Genomic DNA, 18209 nt, shown 5'->3' with positions numbered 1-18209 from the left:
CTTAAAAAGCATTTAGCATCGTGCGCAAGCAATTTGCTAAAGGAGCGGTAGTTCAGTTGGTTAGAATACCGGCCTGTCACGCCGGGGGTCGCGGGTTCGAGTCCCGTCCGCTCCGCCAATTACATAGAAGCCTCGTCTAACGACGAGGTTTTTTTGTATCTAAAATTTGTGAATATTTCCTCGATGGACAGCTATAAGCAGAGCATTCGTTCAGTTGGACCTGCTCTGTTTCTGACATTGCCTGGCATTCTCCCATTTATGGGGATTGTAAACGCTCAAGAATCAGCAAGTGAACTGTCATCTGGGTAGCGGGTTCATTTTTTTGATTGCAGACAGCGTCTGTTCCGCTAAAGTAAGATGAGGCCTTTGCAGCAATGCAAAGGCCTTTTTCGTATGTAAAAATCAACACAGCAGTACAAATCAGCTGGTCCACTAAGCTTATCGACAATGCTTAGAATTTATTTTGTATCTCCCCCTTTGTTTAAAGGTAAATTGTTCATACATTAAATCTTCAGCTAAACGCTCAATTTCTCTATTTTGATATATTCATGTTGAGTTGTTGTAATTCATTCAGCTACTTATTAGTTAATTTTCTATAAATACGATCTATTTTCTTGCCATTCACATATTGGTCCCCTAACTTAAGTGCCAATAGCATGGGATAAGGAATAACAATGAAGTTAGAAATGATTTGTACTGGTGAAGAGGTACTATCTGGTCAGATAGTGGATACCAATGCTGCTTGGGTTGCTAATACCTTGATGGAATTAGGCATTGAGATGCAACATCGAGTGACAGTTGGCGATCGGATGGATGACCTCGTTGCCGCATTCCAAGAGCGTAGTAAGCATGCTGATGTCATTATCGTTAATGGTGGTTTGGGGCCTACTAGTGATGATATGTCTGCATTAGCCATGGCGAAAGCTAAAGGCGAAGAACTTGTCGAAAATGTACAATGGCGTGAACATTTAGAAGATTGGTTTACCCGTAATAATCGTGTAATGGCTAAGAGTAATTTGAAGCAAGCTTGGTTACCAGCTTCTGCTGTGATGGTTGATAATCCTGTCGGAACAGCATGCGGCTTTAGAGTTAAGTTGAATAATGCGTGGTTATTCTTTACACCAGGTGTGCCTTTTGAATTAAAGCACATGATCACCGAGCAATTTATTCCATTTATTACTGAAGAGTTTGGTGTTCAAGAAAAGTCAGCTTTAGAAAAATTACTTACTATTGGTCATGGAGAGTCATCTTTAGCGGATACTCTATCAGAGATCACTTTACCAGCTGGAATTGAGTTAGGTTATCGTTCCTCAATGCCACACATTGAAATTAAGATATTTGCTCGTGGTGATAAAGCTATTCGTCAGTTACCTGATGTAACAAAGCAGGTTAAAGCTTTATTAGGTTGTGCGGTTGTTGCTGAAAATCGCCCAACATTAGCAGCAGAGATCCATCATCGATTATACCAGTCTGGTTTTAGCCTTAGTGTGGCAGAGTCTTGTACTGGTGGCATGATCACCAGTCAATTGATCGATTTTGCAGGTAGCTCTTCGTACTTGCATCATGGTTTAGTGACTTACAGTAATGAGTCTAAAGTGAAAGTGCTGGGCGTTAATCCACAGATCTTAGATGATCATGGTGCAGTATCTATTCCTACTGTTGAAGCAATGGCGCAAGGTGTTCGAGGCATTTTAGACAGTGATTTTGCATTAGCCACTAGTGGTATTGCAGGCCCTGATGGAGGATCTGATGACAAACCTGTTGGAACAGTTGCAATAGCATTAGCAACTAAACACGGTGTATATAGCCAAATGGTGAAGTTACCTAAACGATCACGCCAGCTTGTAAGAAGTATGAGTACGGCAATTGCTTACGATATGCTTCGTCGTGCATTACTTGAAGAAGCCGTTATTGTTGATTATCCGTCAATACCTCGGTTCGCCAAGTAAGTTTATTCTAGCTTGCTTATCACTGTTATAAGCAAGCTAGATTTAATGACTAGGCTGTAAGGTCTTCAGGAAATTGATTGTTTTTCGCTTTTTGATAAAAGTAAGCAACCGTTAGTAAAATCACTCCAATCAAAATAAAGGCGACGATTTTTTGAATTAATTCAAATGACGCCATATCTACAAAAATCACTTTGATACACGCTAAAGTAAATAGTAATGCCGCTAACCTGACGAGGCTTGCTTGTTGAGGTCTCAAACTGATAAACATCACCGCACTTGCATGTACTACTAATAACACTGCACTCATTGGCCCAGCCATGCTGGTGTCTAATTGGTAACTCCAGAGTAAATAGCTTATTACTAATAAAGCATGCCATGCCCATTTTAGTGCGTTGTGAGAGACTATTTTTCTGTGTGCTCTAATGCCTAACTTAGCGGTTAGTAAATATCGAGCTAATAAAATAAGCACTCCAAACTCTGCTAAATTAATCAGTAAGCTATTAATGTTTAACGTCAGCTGTGTTTCACTGTGAAGCACAATAGGTAAAATGGCACAGATAAAGATTGCCGTGTAAGCCAAGCTATAACTAGGTGCTAAGGCCTGCTTTAAATGTCGACCTATACGAGTGCTTCTTTCGGTAATCACACTGAAATATGTGCAAATAATTAAAGCAGTAATTGCCCATGATGGGTGGATTAGGTTCGTAACTGTTTGACTCAATACAGCGATTACTAAGGCAATATAATATGGACCAATATGCCATTGAAGCGTAGTCATTTGCTGCCACTTCTCAGGTAACTGAGTATAACGCCAGCTAATGAGCCCAATAAATGATAAACCAATCACCAATGCGATTAGTCCTTGCCACAGTTCTGCGAGACACATTGCTGCTGTAACCATGGTTGCTAATACCGTCAGTATTTGCGACTCATAGCGAAGACTCTTGTGATTAACAAGGTATGCTAATCCTAAGCTCATGAGGCTGCTTACCCATAATGCGATAGCAATATAGTCTGGATAACTACGAACGATTTTAGGTAATAGCAGCAATGGTAAGGCTAAATAACATGCCAACTGAACATAGTAAGCAAAGCGGATTAACTTAGCGTCGGCGTAATATTTTTTGTACCAATAATACGCGAGTAACAATCCGGTAAAGAGCTCGATACGGGCTAACTTAGCGTTCATAGCTTGGTCTGCAAAACTCAAGCTATTGGCGTCTACCATGCCAATAATCACTAATCCTAGTAGAGGCAGTTGCACTATCCAGGCTAATACTTCGCTAAAGCGTAGGGTGTGTTTAGCACTCATGTACAGTAGTAATAAGCTTATTAATGGCAATGTATTAAGCCAATATTGCTCAGTGATAAAGAAGCTAATGAGTAATAAGGTAACCGTATAAAGCACTCCAAGTAACTCTCGGATAAACCGTACAGCTAGGTGCTCAAATGTCATTAAATCAGCTTGATGGCGGCTAAGAAGCTTTTGTGCTGCAAAAGTCATTGCACAGGTAAGTGCCATCGATAAGCTCAATAATGCTTGATACCCTAATAAGCCATTATTGTCATAGTGTGGCAGGGTTAGTACATCAAATACGTTAGCAAAACTGCTGATTATGCCCAGTATCAGCAAGACATAAGCTTCTGCTCTAATAGGGTTAAATTGTTGTTTACAGCCAATCCACAGTAACAATAATCCCTCTAATAACAACACTAATCCCATCAGTTCGACGCTGAGTAAAAACAGTGCGGCAAAACCAGCAAAGCTTCCGGCAAAAGCCAAGGCAAGTGCACTAATATCTTTATCGCGTTTAATTACCCAATATAACAAGCCACACAGCAATGCATTAAGTGCAAATAGCTCACCAGCAAAAATACTCCATTCCGTTAGGGTGTAGAGAGTAAAAACCATGAGTGCGATTGGAACCGCTAGCAGTCTTGGTGTTAACGCAGACTTGATGACAAATAATAAGCTGGCAATACCGTAGAGGTAGAAGAGCCCATTGATCATCAATAATGCTAAGCCGGTTTGCCAATCAATGACAGATAGCGGCAATTGAATAAATAAGCTGAGTATTTGTATGCAAGCGATATGGAGTAATGCAGTTATTTCGATGAGTATCGGCCAAACTAATTTGTGGCTTTGTACCATCGAGCAGATACCGATAAGCATTAAATACGGCAGGTACAATAATGGTGTTTGACCACCATCAAGTAACATCAATGGCGCAAGTGAACCACCAAGTAAGGCGACAATGGCCACCACTTTGGTGTCGAGTTTAAATGATAAACCATAACCAAAAACGGTGTTGAGTAACAGCAGACCAAAGCAGGCTGTATCGGGAATAAGCTGAAAATACGGCCCTAAGAAATACAAACACAAGTAGTTAAGAATAAGCCCAAGACCAACAAGCCCTGAACCAAAATCTTGCATGCCCGGTCGTTTTTGTCGAATGAACACACCACCGATAATAATGCTATTTGCTACGCCTAAACCTAATAACGCTTTACCCAGCTCTGAAAACCAGTTGTTAATAGAAAACTGTAATAAGTAACCAAACCCAAGTGTCAGCGTAATGATGCCGGCAACGGTCATCAAAAATACAGCACCTAAACCCTTCGCTTGGTAATGTTGATAAAAGCTTTTTGCTTGTTCGGTTAACCCAGACAATGGTGCAAGTGCAGATGCACTGAATTCGCCAATAGCTTCAGCTAATTGAGAGACCATAGCACTTAGCGCACTTCGTCTGGCTGGTGACTTTGTGACTATCGAGGTTTGTTGCGCAGTTATGGATGGCGCTGACGCTGAATGATTTGTGTCTAACGGTTGGCGTTCCCAAGCGGAAGAAGAGTATTGAGGTTTATCGGCAACGATATTGCCGCTCGAATCGTTTGCTCGACTCTCATACACAGGAACATGTAAGTTTTCGCCAGCCAAGCTAATGTGTTGTTCATTGTTATTTTGTGCTTGTACTTGCAGGGCCAAAGCATCAAGTTGCTGGCCGAATTTCGCTAACTGCTGATTTACATCGGCTTGTTGTGCACCTTGTTGTGAGACTAACTCAGCCAGCTGCGCTTTTAATTTTGCTACGTCATCCATTAACGGCATCATTTATCCCATGATTATTATGCACTCCAATATTGCCAAGTTATTGTACGTGGTTATTATTGATTAGGAAACGTTCAGTTTTCTGATACTTGAGATAAATACGGTGGGCGCATTCGATTGCTCACTGGTGTGAATATGTTAAATGAGCACTACTTTTGCGGTACGGTTGTCACTACGTCATAGAGATCGATTTGATGCTGTTTCATGCCATTAGGATCCGCATCAAGAGGCACTTGTAGCAAGCTGATCTTGTTACTGACTTGAACTACTTTTAGGATAGTGGGTTCGGTTGGTGGCATCAAGGTAGAGAGTACTGTGTGGTTTAATGTAATGCTATTGAGTTTGATATATTGAAATACATCACCTTTATTTACGCCGTGTAGAGTGCCAATATTAATCGTAATATATTGATCGTCTTTATTGATTACTGTTGCCTTTGTGGCTTCACAGCTTAACGTTTCGTTAATATCTTTTGCTGCGTTAAACAGCGTATCAATAATAGTTTTGCCATAATCACTGCGCCAAAATAAGCTATTGGCTAAATCAACTCGACCAAAAGAGTCAAAGCTCCAGTCGCCCTCACCGTGGTACTCGCTTTCAACTAAAATACTGTCACTGATCCTGTCGTACATAAACACTTTTATCGTAAAGTTGCGCTTTGGTGTCGTTGTTTTACTTAGTAGTCCTGATTTTGTTTCATTAAATAGGCCAATGTCACGTATATAACCAAAGACCAAATATTGGCTTTGATATTGGCTATTAAGTGAGTGAGAAATGCTTTTTACCGCTTTTAAATCGACCGTATCCATATCTATTTCGGGTTTAAAGACCATTTCTGGGATCAGTTCTTCGACAAATACGTTAGGTTGATTAATTAACTCGTTTTTAAAGCGAGAAACAACATGAAAAGGCAGGCTAAATACATCCCCAGTAGTAGCTTGCGCTGGGGTTAATAGTGGAAATTGAGCAACAATAAGTTGTTTAAGGTAGCGATCTTTAGTGCAATTTAGGCTCGATTTTAGATTCACTTTGACATTAATGGTTAAGATGTCGTTTTTAATTGATTCATTAAGGATTTTTATCTCACTGATTTGATGCTCAGACTGAATGCTGCTTGAGCTCTGGCTTAAAATACCATCGGTAACCGTGGATTCTATTTTAACAAAACTATTGGCCTGCAATGAAGCATTTTCTATTGCTTTTTCAATGACTTTTTTACGTACATCATTGTAATCATCGTCATTTACGGCCATCGATGCTTGGCCAATATACCATTGAGCTTGTGCCATCAAAGGCATTAATAATAGCCCGAAAACAAATAACAGCTTGATCATTAGTTAACCGAAAATATTGAGTAATTTACTGATAAGTGAAGGATCTTGGTTGTCTTGCTGGTCGCCTTTCACACTGACTTCAATGATAGCATTACCAACCATGTTTGATTCAATGGAGTGATCGGCAGCAACGTCAGTGACTCTTATTTCGCCAGAAAATCTGATATATTCATCACCTTTATTGAGCTTAAGCCATTTTTCACCAGCAACAATCAAATTGCCATTGGGGAGCTTTTCTCTTACCGAGACAGTAATAGTTCCTGATAAATAGTTATTTTGGTTACTTTCTGCTGAACTATCAAAGCTTTTTTCTTGGCTGTAGTCGGCATCTAGGTTATCGCTATTAATATTAATGCTGCCTGCGGTAATCGAAGGCGACAGTGTAAATTCGTTGCTGTTATCTCTTTGGTAGCTGATCGACTTTTTAGATGTCATTTCTTCATTAAGTTTAATCATTATCATGTCGCCGACTTCATAACGATTATTGTTTTGATAAATACTATAGATATTATTAGGATTAAATATGGAACCAGTGACTTGTGGGGCTTGTCGAATATTATTATTTCTAACAGGACGATAGCGAGGGTCGCCCTTAATTATTTCTTCACTGTCTTCAATAACACTAATGGTAGTATTTTCTTTTGTGGGACTTTTTATTTCCGTAACTTCGGTTGTTGAACAAGCGGACAGAAACGTTAGAAATACTAAGATAAATGACAATGATTTATTCATTTTTATTATTCTCAAAGTTATCGACGATTTAATTTAATGATGATTTTATGCTATTTTTTATGCAAAAAGTGCTTTCTTCTTGATGTTTACCTCCTTTTACTTGTGTTTACTAATCTTTACTTATATTTACTTTGTATTGATTTATTATGTATTCGTATCTATATGTTCTTGCTGAAAATTGGTTGTGTGTCACATTGTTTTCTATACAGCTTTTCATTTATTGATGCATTGATCACGCTTAATTATTTCGTAGTAAATTGAATACCTTGTCTTTGTTCAATAGGTTCGGTTTTTTATTTAAACTTAGGATAGGAATTTAACGTTAATAATTATCATCAACATTAAAATTAATATGATTTTACAGCACTGTGTAAGTTAATTTTTTGTAAGTTAATATTGTGTGCAGTATGAGTTATTTATTTCCATTATTTTATTTTTTAAATTAAATATTGAAGGGTTATGAAATCTTAAAGTTTTACAGAGAGAGATTATTCATAATTGGCACGGTAAAGTACAAGGCCATAATCTATTAGTCTCGGTCAACACCACGTTTTTATTTCGAAGGATATTTAACCAATAAATATCAACAACTATTAGCTTTAATTGGGAATTCATTTTGTCCTTAATCAATTCGTTAGATACTGCTGTAACCGCTGCTACAACAGCAAGCACTGTGAAGCCTATTACCGATCAGCAAGATGCTATTGCAGACAACGGCCTTGGTAAAAGCACTTTTGGCGCATTGCTTAACTCACTGTCATCAGGTTCTGAGGCTCTTGATTCATCCTTAACTAACCTGTCAAATATTGAAGTGCTGTCTGTTGAAAGTCTTCAAGACCAGCTGTTGCAGCAAACCGGTTTAGGAAAGGAAAGTTTATTGTCGTTAGCCATATCTGATGATTTAGTCTCACAAATGCAACAAGAGTTATTGTCTTCGTTACAAGCGAGTATGCTTAACAGTACCACGTTGACTAGTGAAGTGTCTTCGGCCGTTTCTTCAGTATCGACAGCGGTTCAAACGGGTAATCCATTACAATCAACAGTGGGCATTATACATGATGAGATAGCCGCTACCGACGAAGCCTCAAGCACTCTTGATGATATGTATTCGTTTTCATTTGGTGAAGAGGGCCTAGATGGCAATGATTTATTTGATTCGATTAATATATTAAACCATATCCCTATTTTGTCTGACATCTACCAAATATCCACAGATACAGATATTAGCCCTGCATCCAAATTGTTAGGTGGAATGTTGTACTCTGGCTATATTGGCGTCGGTGCGGCGGCTCTTGAACTCGGTATGGATTATTTCACCGGTTACACATCCAAAGATTTAGTCGCCGATACGGGATTAGTGTCGTCTGAAACAGATGACAATATCGATACACAATAACTCAAGCATCACATGGCTGATGGCTGATGATGTTATTTCTAATTTGCGCGTCAACAGAGCGATTTATACATGAGAATATTACTCATAGCTGGCTGCATACTGCTAAGTGGTTGTAGCTTATTTCAAAGTAGTTCTAATCAATATCGTCCTAGCGTTTACCCGGTACTCACGGCTGTAGGGTATGCCCCGATTGACCGCCAACCTGCTGAGCGTCGTAGTGAACAACTATTAATGGCGATGGAGTCATCAAAAATTTTGGCTTATCGTGAGCTCACTGAACAGGTGTATGGTTTGCAGTTAAAATCAAACACAGCTGTGCATGACTGGGCAATGAGTAATAGCGATACTCAAATAATGGTTTCAGGCTTGATTAAAGGGGCTAGAGTCGTGAAAACTTATCCGGTTGATGGATTTTATGTTACTGAATTGGAACTTGATTATAAGTTAGTTTGGGATTTGTATGAGCAATCTGAAAACCCACAGCAAAATAGTATTTTGGTGATAGAACCAGCACAGAATTTTTAGTGTTTAAAAGCTGCAACAAAAAAGCACCTCGGAAGGTGCTTTCTGTTACTACGAAAATAACTTTAAAACTTAACCACCAGTTTGCCCCGTTGTACGGCAATTTCTTTGGTCATTTTAGCCATTAGCGCTTGATTACTGTCGCGAGTGTCTAAGGTATACACTGGCTGGTTTTCAAGATAATTACGTAAAAATCCCATTAGTTGTGGTGTTGCCTGGCTGATGTAGCGTTCAATATCAGCGGGTTCAGACTCAACTTTCGCTAAGGTTAACTGTCGAAGATAGACACTCTTGGTATTACTGTCATACCAAGGCACTGCCTCAAAAGTCGTTTTCAGTTTTGCATGGATCGGTAAAAGTGGGTTGTTAACTGTGATCATTGTTGCTGCTGTCACTGCCATTGTATTTGGCTTAGCGCCCAACACGACCTGCATATCATTTAGCTTAAGCGATACACCAATTAACTTGTTGCCCTGTTTTACCTCAAAATTCATGTCTTTATTAAGGTACTGCTCAATTTCAGACTCGGTGATGCTGTACTGACTGGCACAGCCAGTCAGTAACAATAACAATCCAAGTCCAAGGGTTTTAACCAAGGTTATCATCCAGTGTTTCTCATTCCTGCTGCAACGCCGGCAATGGTCAGCATAAGTGCTAGCTGAACATCTGCAGACGGTTCAACTTCTCTACGTGTACGGGCTAATAGCTCGGTTTGTAAGAAGTTAAGTGGATCTATGTAAGGGTTGCGCAGTTTAACAGACTCACGGCTCCAAGGCGTATGTGACATTAACTCTGTCGCTTGGGTTAATGATAATACTGCTTCAATACCCAATTGCAGACGTTGACGTAACTTCTCACCTAAATGATGTAACTCTGGCTTCACTAAACATAGCTCGTAGTACTTGGCTAAGTTAGGTTCTGCTTTGGTGTAGACCATTTCGAGCATTGAAATACGGGTTTCAAAGAAAGGCCATTGCTCTTCCATTTCACGCAATAATTCCAACTCGCCGCGATCTGCCGCATCTTGTAGTGCTTCACCCGCACCAAGCCAAGCAGGTAACATTAAGCGGTTTTGTGACCAAGCAAAAATCCACGGAATAGCGCGTAAGCTTTCAATACCACCATCAACTTTACGTTTAGCAGGGCGACTGCCTAATGGCAATTTACCGAGCTCAACTTCAGGAGTAGCGGATCTAAAATACTCAACAAAGTCAGGTTCTTCACGTACGATTCCGCGATAATGCAGTACTGACTCTTCAGCAATACGCTGCATGCAATCACGCCATGATTTTTTAGGCTCCGGTGGTGGTAACAATGTCGCTTCTAATACCGCTGAGGTATATAGCGCTAAACTTTGTACCGCTAATTTTGGTAAGCCAAACTTAAAGCGGATCATTTCGCCTTGTTCTGTCACACGGATGCGACCATCTACCGAACCTGGTGGTTGCGATAAAATAGCTTTATGAGCAGGTCCGCCCCCACGACCGATAGAACCGCCACGACCATGGAACAACATTAATTTAACGTCAGCTTTTTTACACACAGCAACTAACTGCTCTTGTGCACGATACTGCGCCCAGGCAGCTGCCATTACGCCGGCATCTTTAGCTGAGTCAGAATAACCAATCATCACTTCTTGCATGCCTTTAGTGTAACCACGATACCAATCAATATTCAGTAGCGAAGTCATACAGTCAGCGGCACCCTCTAAGTCAGCGAGGGTTTCGAATAATGGCACTACGCGCATTGGATTAGTGCAACCGGCTTCTTTTAGCAGTAATAATACGGTTAATACGTCAGATGGCTTGCTGGCCATTGATATCACATAAGAGCCCAGTGCATTAACAGGCTGCTGGGCGACTAAGTTGCAGGTTCTGACAACTTCAGCGACATCATCCGTCGGTTTCCAATTTGTTGGGATCAGTGGACGTTTACTGGTTAACTCGCGCAGTAAAAACGCTTGTTTTTCATTTTCGTCCCAATGGTTGTAATCACCCATACCCAAATAACGAGTCAGTTCAGCAATCACGTCACTATGGCGGGTAGCATCTTGGCGAATATCTAGGCGTAACATGTGAATACCAAAACACGCTAAACGACGTAAGATGTCGAGTAACAGGCCATTAGCAATAAGCTTCATACCACAATCGGTCAAACTCTTATAAAGCAGTTCAAGCGGTTCAAGCAAATCTGATTTATGCCAAATTAGCTCGCTGGTATCAACGTCAGGTTTTTTACCTTCAAGACGTGCGTTAAGGTAATCGATGGTGCCATGTAATTGGCAGCGTAATTTGCGTAACACATCGCGGTACGGTTCTTTACTGTTATCTGTTAACGCTGATAATTCAGCATTCGCTTGTTCCATCGACAATTCGCCAAGCAAGCTCACAATATCTTTTAAGTACAATCTTGCTGCTGCATGACGATTGCGATCGAGTACTTCTTGGGTGACGAGAGACGTTACAAACGGATTTCCGTCGCGGTCTCCGCCCATCCAGCTTGAAAATCTCACCGGAGAGACATCAATAGGTAATTGCTGGCCGGTCTTTTGCTCAACTTGATCATTCAATTGACGCAGAAAGTCAGGAATAGCTTGCCACAAAGACGTTTCGATAGTGCTTAAACCCCAACGCGCTTCATCTACAGGAGTTGGGCGTTCGTTACGAATTTCGTTGGTGTGCCAAATTTGCGCAATAAGCTGACGCAGACGCAGAGTGCTTTGTTGGCGTTCGCGTTCAGTCAGTTGGCTGTTTTCTTGTTCCGTTAAGCAATCAACCACTGCCGCATATTTTTGAATTAGCGTGCGGCGTGAAATCTCGGTTGGATGCGCGGTTAATACTAAATCGATGTCTAAGTTTTTTAAGCTCTTAATCACATCTTTTTTGTCTAAATCAGTATCAAGCATGCGTCCAAGTAGTTGCTCTACTGGATCGGGCACACACACGAGTTCGTCGCAATTACGGCTAATGGTGTGAAATTGTTCTGCGATATTGGCTAAGTTTAAAAATTGGTTGAAGGCTTTGGCGAAAGGAACCAGTTCTTCGTCTGGTAAAGCGGTTAATAATGCCAACATTTGCTCGCGAGAGGCTTCGTCACCCTGGCGAGATTTTTTTGCTAAAATTCGAATTTGTTCTACTTTTTCTAAAAATGCATCACCTAAATGGTTTTGCATTGTTTCGCCTAATATCTGGCCTAAATGCCCCACATTTGATCGAAGTGACGCATACATATCTGCCGTTTGCTCTGTCATACTTACTCCCGAAAAAAAGAACGATTCTGCCAATAACTCTTACATCACAATACCCAGCGTATCAAAATCGGTCAATACGCAGGCACTGTATTTTGTAATTTTATTTCGTAAAAAAGTTACATTTTGCGTAAAAATGTCACTGATTATTAATGTTTACTTAATGCAGGCATGAAAAATCATTTTTTTGATCAATTCTACCGTTGGCGTTAAGTATTCTAGGTCAATAAATTCATCTGGCTGGTGGGCTTGATTAATGCTACCTGGGCCAAGTACTAAGGTTTGGCAACCTAGTTTGTTGATATAAGGTGCTTCAGTCGAATAGTTGACCACTTCTGCTTCGTTGCCAGACAATTCTGCAACGAGTTTGGTCCATGGATTATCTGCTTTTCCTGCAAACGATTCTGCGCCTGGGTACAAAGTACTGACACTTATACTGCCAGGATACTCTTTACTGATGTCAGATAAGTAGTTCAATACCATTAATTCCAGATCCGCTAACTCCATTCCGGGTAAAGGACGAATATCTAAATGCAAATCGCAGCAACCACAAATACGGTTCGCGGCATCACCGCCATGAATATGGCCAAAGTTCATGGTTGGGTAGGGTACAGTAAACGCATCTTCGCGATAGTTCTCGCTTAAGTGCTGCTTTAGCTTCATTAATTGGCTAATGACTTTATGCATCACTTCAATAGCATTTAAGCCGCGAGCAGGATCAGACGAATGGCCACTACGGCCAATTACGCGGATCCCTTGGGCTAAATGTCCCTTATGCATATAGACAGGCTTTAAGCTGGTGGGTTCACCAATAACCGCGTAATCAGGCGCAACAACTTTTGAATCGGCAAATGCTTTAGCGCCGCTCATGGTGGTTTCTTCATCTGCACTAGCAAAAATAGTCAGCGGACGTTTGAACTGATCCAACGGCATGTCTTTTAATGCTTCGAGTACCAACGCAAAAAATCCCTTCATGTCGCAAGTGCCTAAGCCGTACCAACGATTGTCTTTTTCAACCATCTCAAATGGACTTTGGCTCCAACGGCCTTCATCAAAGGGCACTGTATCTGTATGGCCCGCAAGTAAAAGCCCACCACTGCCGCTGCCTATTCTGGCAATCAGGTTCTGTTTATTACGCGAGTCTTCGACCGTGGGGGTTTCGCATTCAAAACCCAGTTCACTGAACCAATTCTGCAACAAGTTGATAACTGCATGATTACTCATATCGTGTTCTGCTTCGAGTGCACTGACTGATGGTGCTGCAATCAGCTGTGTAAAACAACTTTTTAGATCTGGTAGTGTGCTCATGGGTTATCCTAAAAAATAAAATGTAAAATACTTATTCACATATATTGCATAATTAATATTGTGTGATAGTCTAGCAAACAGCATTAACCGACACCATAAATAGAACGATAGAAATGAAAATAAACATGTGCTTTCTAACTGCTAAAACCACTATATCAATAATCAACGCGAACTTCCTGCGACGATAGTTCAAAATTAGGCGGCCCCCGTCTAAATAGGCTATGCTGACACTTTCTCTCATTATTTAAAAAGAAAACAAACTTATGAAAAGCATCGCAATTATTGGCGCCAGTGGTTATACCGGTGCACAAATTACCTCGTTAATTAACGCAGACTGCAACTTCAGCGTTCAAGGGTTGTATGTGTCGGAAAACAGTTTAGATAAAGGCCGTAAATTAGCCGACCTTTATCCTACATACAGCCACATGGCTTATACGCTTTCGCCGTTATCTGATGACGCTAAAAAGACAATTGTTGCCGAAGCCGATGCCGTGGTTTTAGCGACTGAGCATTCAGTCAGCCTAGAGCTTGCTGCATGGTTTTACCAGCAAGGTTTAGCGGTATTTGACTTAAGTGGTGCATACCGTTTTGCCGATGTGGCGCAGTATCCTAAATGGTACGGTTTTGAACATACTCACCCTGATGTATTGGCTCAGGCGGTGTACGGTTTAGCAGAGTGGAATAGCGAACAAATTAAACAAACAAGAATGATTGCCGTACCAGGTTGTTATCCTACGGCATCACTTACTGCACTAAAACCGCTTAAACCATTCTTAACTGAAATGTACCCAGTCATTAATGCCGTTAGTGGTGTAACAGGTGCAGGCCGTAAAGCACAGTTACATACCAGTTTCTGCGAAGTTAGCCTTACACCATACGGTGTATTGGGCCACAGGCATCAGCCTGAGATAGCGACACATTTAGGTCAAGAAGTCATTTTTACGCCGCATTTAGGCAACTTTAAGCGTGGTATTTTGGCAACGATTACCGTGCAACTAAAACCAGGTACCACAGAAGCCGATGTCGCTAAAGCATATAGCGTGTACGACAACGCGCCAATTGTGACGGTAAAGCACAATCAATTCCCTAAAGTTGATGATGTGGTTAACACCCCCAATTGTCATTTAGGTTGGAAGTATGATGCCAACAGCGGTTATTTAGTGGTCGCCAGTGCGATAGACAATTTAATGAAAGGTGCTGCTAGCCAAGGGCTACAGTGCATTAAAATCCATTTCGGTGTGTAATTAACTCGCATTAGTGAAGGAATAAAAATAATGGCTACAAAATCAGTATTAGTCTTAAAAGTCGGTGGTGCGTTACTTCAATGCGAAATGGGCATGGCGCGTTTAATGGCAGCAGCAGCCGAAATGCTTGCAGCGGGTCAACAAGTCATATTAGTCCATGGTGGTGGTTGTTTGGTTGATGAGCAATTAACCGCTAACGGCAAAGAAACAGTTAAATTAGACGGGTTACGTGTTACGCCAGAAGATCAAATTCCTATTATTGTTGGCGCGCTAGCAGGTACCTCAAACAAAATTTTACAAGCAGCAGCTGCAAAAGCAGGCATTGTTAGTGTAGGCATGAGCTTAGGCGACGGCAATGTTGTTACTGCAAAAATCAAAGATGAACGTTTAGGACTCGTGGGCGAAGTTGAGCCAAAAGACGCCACCTACTTAAACTTTATTTTAAGCCAAGGTTGGATGCCAATTTGTAGCTCGATTGCCATTTCTAGCCAAGGCGAAATGTTAAACGTCAACGCAGATCAAGCCGCAACAGCCTTAGCCAAATTAGTTAACGGTACGTTAGTGTTATTGTCAGACGTATCGGGTGTATTAGATGGTAAAGGTCAATTAATTCATAGTTTAAACAAAAGCGAAATCGAACATCTTGTTGCCCAAGGGGTGATTGAAAAAGGGATGAAAGTCAAAGTAGAAGCCGCATTGGAAGTTGCTCAATGGATGGGTAAACCCGTGCAAGTTGCTTCATGGCGCGATGCCGAACAGTTAAAAACCTTAGTCAAAGGTGGGTCCGTCGGGACTCAAATACAACCTTAATGGAGTAGTAGTATATGCAGCACCTATTGTCGATAAAAGAGTTAACTCAATCTCAGCTTTTAGCCATCATTGATCTGGCTAAAAAAATTAAGAATAACCCCGCTGAGTACCGTCGTGCTTTAGATGGTAAAAGCGTTGTGATGTTGTTTGAAAAGCCTTCACTGCGCACCCGAGTCAGCTTTGACATTGGCATTAATAAATTAGGTGGTCACTGCTTATACTTAGACCAACAAAATGGCGCGTTAGGTCAGCGTGAAACAGTAGCTGATTTTGCGACAAATATTTCATGCTGGGCCGATGCTATTGTGGCAAGAACATACTCGCACACCACCATCGAGCAATTAGCTCAACATGGCAGCGTACCGGTCATTAATGCTTTATCTGACTTGTATCACCCATGCCAAGCTTTAGCTGACTTTTTAACATTAGCTGAGCAGTTTGATGATGTAAGCCAAGCAAAACTGGCTTATGTTGGTGATGGTAATAACGTCACTCATTCATTGATTTATGGTGCAGCGATTTTAGGCATGACCATGACAGTGATTTGTCCTGAAGGGGCATTCCCTGATGCGCTAATCGTGACTGAAGCACAAGCGTTAGCAAAGCAAAATGGCGGCAAGTTAACCCTAAGCGCTGACATTAATGCCATTGAAGGCCATGATGCTATTTACACCGACACTTGGATTTCTATGGGTGATGAAACACCGCTTGCTGATATTAAAGCCCGTTTTGCACCGTACCAAGTTAATAGCGAACTAATGGCTCAAGCTGGCGCAAAATTCTTTATGCATTGCTTACCAGCACATCGTGGTGTGGAAGTGACAGATGAAGTGATGGATGGCGAAGGTTCATTGATTTTACATCAAGCAGAAAACCGAATGCATGCACAAAATGCAGTATTAGTGACCTTATTAAGTTAGTCACCTTATTAAAGTTATTCAGAAGATTAAGACAATAATGCCGTTGGCGTTATTAACATTGACCGTATACGTAATTGATTTAGGAAATAAACATGTCTAATGCAGTGAAAAAAACCGGCGTTAAAAAAGTGGTATTGGCATATTCAGGTGGTTTAGACACCTCTGCTATTATCCCGTGGTTAAAAGAAACTTATGACGATTGTGAAATCATCGCATTCTGTGCCGATGTTGGCCAAGGCGAAGAAGAATTAGTTGGTTTAACGGAAAAAGCCTTAGCTTCAGGCGCTAGCGAATGTCATATCGTTGACCTAAAAGAAGAATTTGTTAAAGACTACATCTATCCAACTATCGCAACGGGTGCGATTTATGAAGGCACTTATTTGTTAGGTACGTCAATGGCGCGTCCTATTATTGCCAAAGCGCAAGTCGAAGTTGCCCGTAAAGTGGGTGCTGACGCGGTATGTCATGGTTGTACGGGTAAAGGTAACGACCAAGTTCGTTTTGAAGGTTGTTTTGCTGCTTTAGCACCAGATCTAAAAGTGATCGCGCCTTGGCGTGAATGGGAAATGCGTAGCCGTGAAGACTTATTAGCTTACCTTGCTGAGCGTGATATCAAAACTAGCGCATCAGCAACCAAAATTTACAGCCGTGATGCAAACGCATGGCACATTTCGCACGAAGGTGGCGAGTTAGAAGATCCATGGAACGAGCCATCAAAAGGCGTGTGGACATTAACTGTAGCGCCAGAAGATGCACCAAATGAGCCTGAATATGTATCGTTAGCGGTTAAGCATGGTCGTGTTACCCATGTCAATGACGAAGCATTATCACCATATGCTGCATTAATGAAGTTAAACGATATTGCTGGCAAACACGGTGTAGGTCGTATCGACATTACTGAAAACCGTTTAGTGGGCATGAAGTCTCGTGGTTGTTACGAAACACCAGGCGGTACTGTAATGTTTGCTGGTCTTCGTGCCATTGAAGAATTAGTGTTAGACAAAACTAGCCGTACTTGGCGTGAGCAAATTGCTGGCCAAATGTCGCACCTAGTGTATGACGGTCGTTGGTTTACCCCTTTATGTAAATCACTTATCGCTGCATCTGAATCATTAGCTGAGTCAGTTAACGGTGATGTAGTGATTAAGCTGTATAAAGGCCAAGCGACAGCCGTTAAGAAGCGTTCGCCAAACAGCTTGTATTCAGAATCTTTCGCAACGTTTGGTGAAGATGACGTATACGATCAAAAACATGCTGAAGGCTTTATCCGTTTGTACTCTTTAGCGAGCCGTATTCGTGCGCTAAACACTAAATAGATTTTACGCCAACGATATAAAGGCGCTGCAAAGCGCCTTTCTTATAATGACTTTTGGCAAACAGAGAGTCATTACAAGAAACAGAATATTATACAACCTGAACTCGGGATAACAAACGACTCTCAAACAGCCCTTTGCCCTGCTAACTAAGTTGAATCGACTTGCAATAGGCTAGCTATTGACGCGTCAATTCGTCTTGTTAGTAAAGCAAATGACAAGTTTGATAGAGAGCAATGATTAAGATTTTGAGCTTTAACATTTTCTTCTCATCTCTTATCCTGAGTTCAGGTTATCTACATTATTGAACGATAATTTCAAAACA

General features: G+C 41.1%; 13 protein-coding genes and 1 tRNA gene. 8 read left to right on the top strand and 6 right to left on the bottom strand.

Annotated elements, in window-relative coordinates:
* Nucleotides 1-41: 41 nt before the first annotated feature.
* Both EGC86_RS19990 and EGC86_RS19985 read left to right on the top strand, forming a co-directional pair.
* Nucleotides 42-118 (top strand) — tRNA-Asp (locus EGC86_RS19990).
* Between the two features lie 556 nt (nucleotides 119-674).
* Entirely contained in the window at nucleotides 675-1949 is a 1275-nt protein-coding gene (locus EGC86_RS19985) for a CinA family nicotinamide mononucleotide deamidase-related protein (RefSeq protein WP_123778806.1), read from the top strand.
* A gap of 49 nt (nucleotides 1950-1998) precedes the next feature.
* On the opposite strand, the gene EGC86_RS19980 is transcribed toward EGC86_RS19985, so the two are convergent.
* The 3 genes from EGC86_RS19980 to EGC86_RS19970 form a co-directional block, all read right to left on the bottom strand.
* Complete coding sequence (locus tag EGC86_RS19980) at nucleotides 1999-5058, bottom strand: DUF2339 domain-containing protein (RefSeq protein WP_123778805.1); 3060 nt, start codon at nucleotides 5056-5058, stop codon at nucleotides 1999-2001.
* Nucleotides 5059-5207: 149 nt separating this feature from the next.
* On the bottom strand, nucleotides 5208-6392 hold the full coding sequence (locus EGC86_RS19975) for a flagellar assembly protein T N-terminal domain-containing protein (RefSeq protein WP_123778804.1): 1185 nt from the start codon (nucleotides 6390-6392) through the stop codon (nucleotides 5208-5210).
* A gap of 3 nt (nucleotides 6393-6395) precedes the next feature.
* Nucleotides 6396-7124, bottom strand: coding sequence for a flagellar basal body L-ring protein FlgH (locus EGC86_RS19970; protein WP_123778803.1), 729 nt, complete (start codon nucleotides 7122-7124; stop codon nucleotides 6396-6398).
* 616 nt (nucleotides 7125-7740) lie between these two features.
* Here EGC86_RS19970 and EGC86_RS19965 point away from each other — a divergent pair.
* A complete protein-coding gene (locus EGC86_RS19965; RefSeq protein WP_123778802.1) occupies nucleotides 7741-8520 on the top strand; it encodes a hypothetical protein in 780 nt (259 codons plus the stop codon).
* Nucleotides 8521-8589: 69 nt separating this feature from the next.
* A complete protein-coding gene (locus tag EGC86_RS19960; protein WP_123778801.1) occupies nucleotides 8590-9045 on the top strand; it encodes an LPP20 family lipoprotein in 456 nt (151 codons plus the stop codon).
* 62 nt (nucleotides 9046-9107) lie between these two features.
* Here EGC86_RS19960 and EGC86_RS19955 read toward each other — a convergent pair whose 3' ends face one another.
* The 3 genes from EGC86_RS19955 to argE all read right to left on the bottom strand — a co-directional run bounded on the left by EGC86_RS19955 (nucleotide 9108) and on the right by argE (nucleotide 13597).
* Nucleotides 9108-9647 (bottom strand): YceB family lipoprotein, encoded by a 540-nt coding sequence (locus EGC86_RS19955; protein ID WP_123778800.1) that lies wholly within the window; start codon nucleotides 9645-9647, stop codon nucleotides 9108-9110.
* Nucleotides 9644-12292: a phosphoenolpyruvate carboxylase gene (ppc, locus tag EGC86_RS19950; RefSeq protein WP_123778799.1), complete on the bottom strand. Its 2649-nt coding sequence runs from the start codon at nucleotides 12290-12292 to the stop codon at nucleotides 9644-9646. The genes EGC86_RS19955 and ppc overlap by 4 nt, the downstream gene beginning before the upstream one ends.
* A 153-nt stretch (nucleotides 12293-12445) precedes the next feature.
* Nucleotides 12446-13597: an acetylornithine deacetylase gene (gene argE, locus EGC86_RS19945; RefSeq protein WP_123778798.1), complete on the bottom strand. Its 1152-nt coding sequence runs from the start codon at nucleotides 13595-13597 to the stop codon at nucleotides 12446-12448.
* A gap of 263 nt (nucleotides 13598-13860) precedes the next feature.
* Between argE and argC the strand changes: the two genes are divergently transcribed.
* From argC to EGC86_RS19925, 4 genes are all read left to right on the top strand, one after another.
* Nucleotides 13861-14841 carry an N-acetyl-gamma-glutamyl-phosphate reductase gene (argC, locus tag EGC86_RS19940; RefSeq protein ID WP_123778797.1) on the top strand — a complete coding sequence of 327 codons (981 nt, stop codon included), beginning with the start codon at nucleotides 13861-13863 and terminating at the stop codon, nucleotides 14839-14841.
* Nucleotides 14842-14871: 30 nt separating this feature from the next.
* A complete protein-coding gene (gene argB / locus EGC86_RS19935) occupies nucleotides 14872-15651 on the top strand; it encodes an acetylglutamate kinase (RefSeq protein ID WP_059745932.1) in 780 nt (259 codons plus the stop codon).
* A gap of 14 nt (nucleotides 15652-15665) precedes the next feature.
* On the top strand, nucleotides 15666-16571 hold the full coding sequence (locus tag EGC86_RS19930; RefSeq protein WP_011635683.1) for an ornithine carbamoyltransferase: 906 nt from the start codon (nucleotides 15666-15668) through the stop codon (nucleotides 16569-16571).
* Nucleotides 16572-16663: 92 nt separating this feature from the next.
* Nucleotides 16664-17887: an argininosuccinate synthase gene (locus EGC86_RS19925; protein WP_123778796.1), complete on the top strand. Its 1224-nt coding sequence runs from the start codon at nucleotides 16664-16666 to the stop codon at nucleotides 17885-17887.
* Nucleotides 17888-18209 lie beyond the last annotated feature (322 nt).

Origin of the sequence: Shewanella frigidimarina (assembly GCF_003797125.1) — a bacterium.
Classification (GTDB): domain Bacteria; phylum Pseudomonadota; class Gammaproteobacteria; order Enterobacterales; family Shewanellaceae; genus Shewanella; species Shewanella frigidimarina.
This window is presented reverse-complemented; position numbering and strand designations above follow the sequence as displayed.

Excerpts from the sequence above, each read along its gene's own strand:
- EGC86_RS19985 (WP_123778806.1), top strand. The coding sequence starts at position 675 with ATGAAGTTAGAAATGATTTGTACTGGTGAAGAGGTACTATCTGGTCAG.
- EGC86_RS19980 (WP_123778805.1), bottom strand. The coding sequence starts at position 5,058 with ATGCCGTTAATGGATGACGTAGCAAAATTAAAAGCGCAGCTGGCTGAG.
- EGC86_RS19975 (WP_123778804.1), bottom strand. The coding sequence starts at position 6,392 with ATGATCAAGCTGTTATTTGTTTTCGGGCTATTATTAATGCCTTTGATG.
- EGC86_RS19970 (WP_123778803.1), bottom strand. The coding sequence starts at position 7,124 with ATGAATAAATCATTGTCATTTATCTTAGTATTTCTAACGTTTCTGTCC.
- EGC86_RS19960 (WP_123778801.1), top strand. The coding sequence starts at position 8,590 with ATGAGAATATTACTCATAGCTGGCTGCATACTGCTAAGTGGTTGTAGC.
- EGC86_RS19955 (WP_123778800.1), bottom strand. The coding sequence starts at position 9,647 with ATGATAACCTTGGTTAAAACCCTTGGACTTGGATTGTTATTGTTACTG.
- ppc (WP_123778799.1), bottom strand. The coding sequence starts at position 12,292 with ATGACAGAGCAAACGGCAGATATGTATGCGTCACTTCGATCAAATGTG.
- argE (WP_123778798.1), bottom strand. The coding sequence starts at position 13,597 with ATGAGCACACTACCAGATCTAAAAAGTTGTTTTACACAGCTGATTGCA.
- argC (WP_123778797.1), top strand. The coding sequence starts at position 13,861 with ATGAAAAGCATCGCAATTATTGGCGCCAGTGGTTATACCGGTGCACAA.
- argB (WP_059745932.1), top strand. The coding sequence starts at position 14,872 with ATGGCTACAAAATCAGTATTAGTCTTAAAAGTCGGTGGTGCGTTACTT.
- EGC86_RS19930 (WP_011635683.1), top strand. The coding sequence starts at position 15,666 with ATGCAGCACCTATTGTCGATAAAAGAGTTAACTCAATCTCAGCTTTTA.
- EGC86_RS19925 (WP_123778796.1), top strand. The coding sequence starts at position 16,664 with ATGTCTAATGCAGTGAAAAAAACCGGCGTTAAAAAAGTGGTATTGGCA.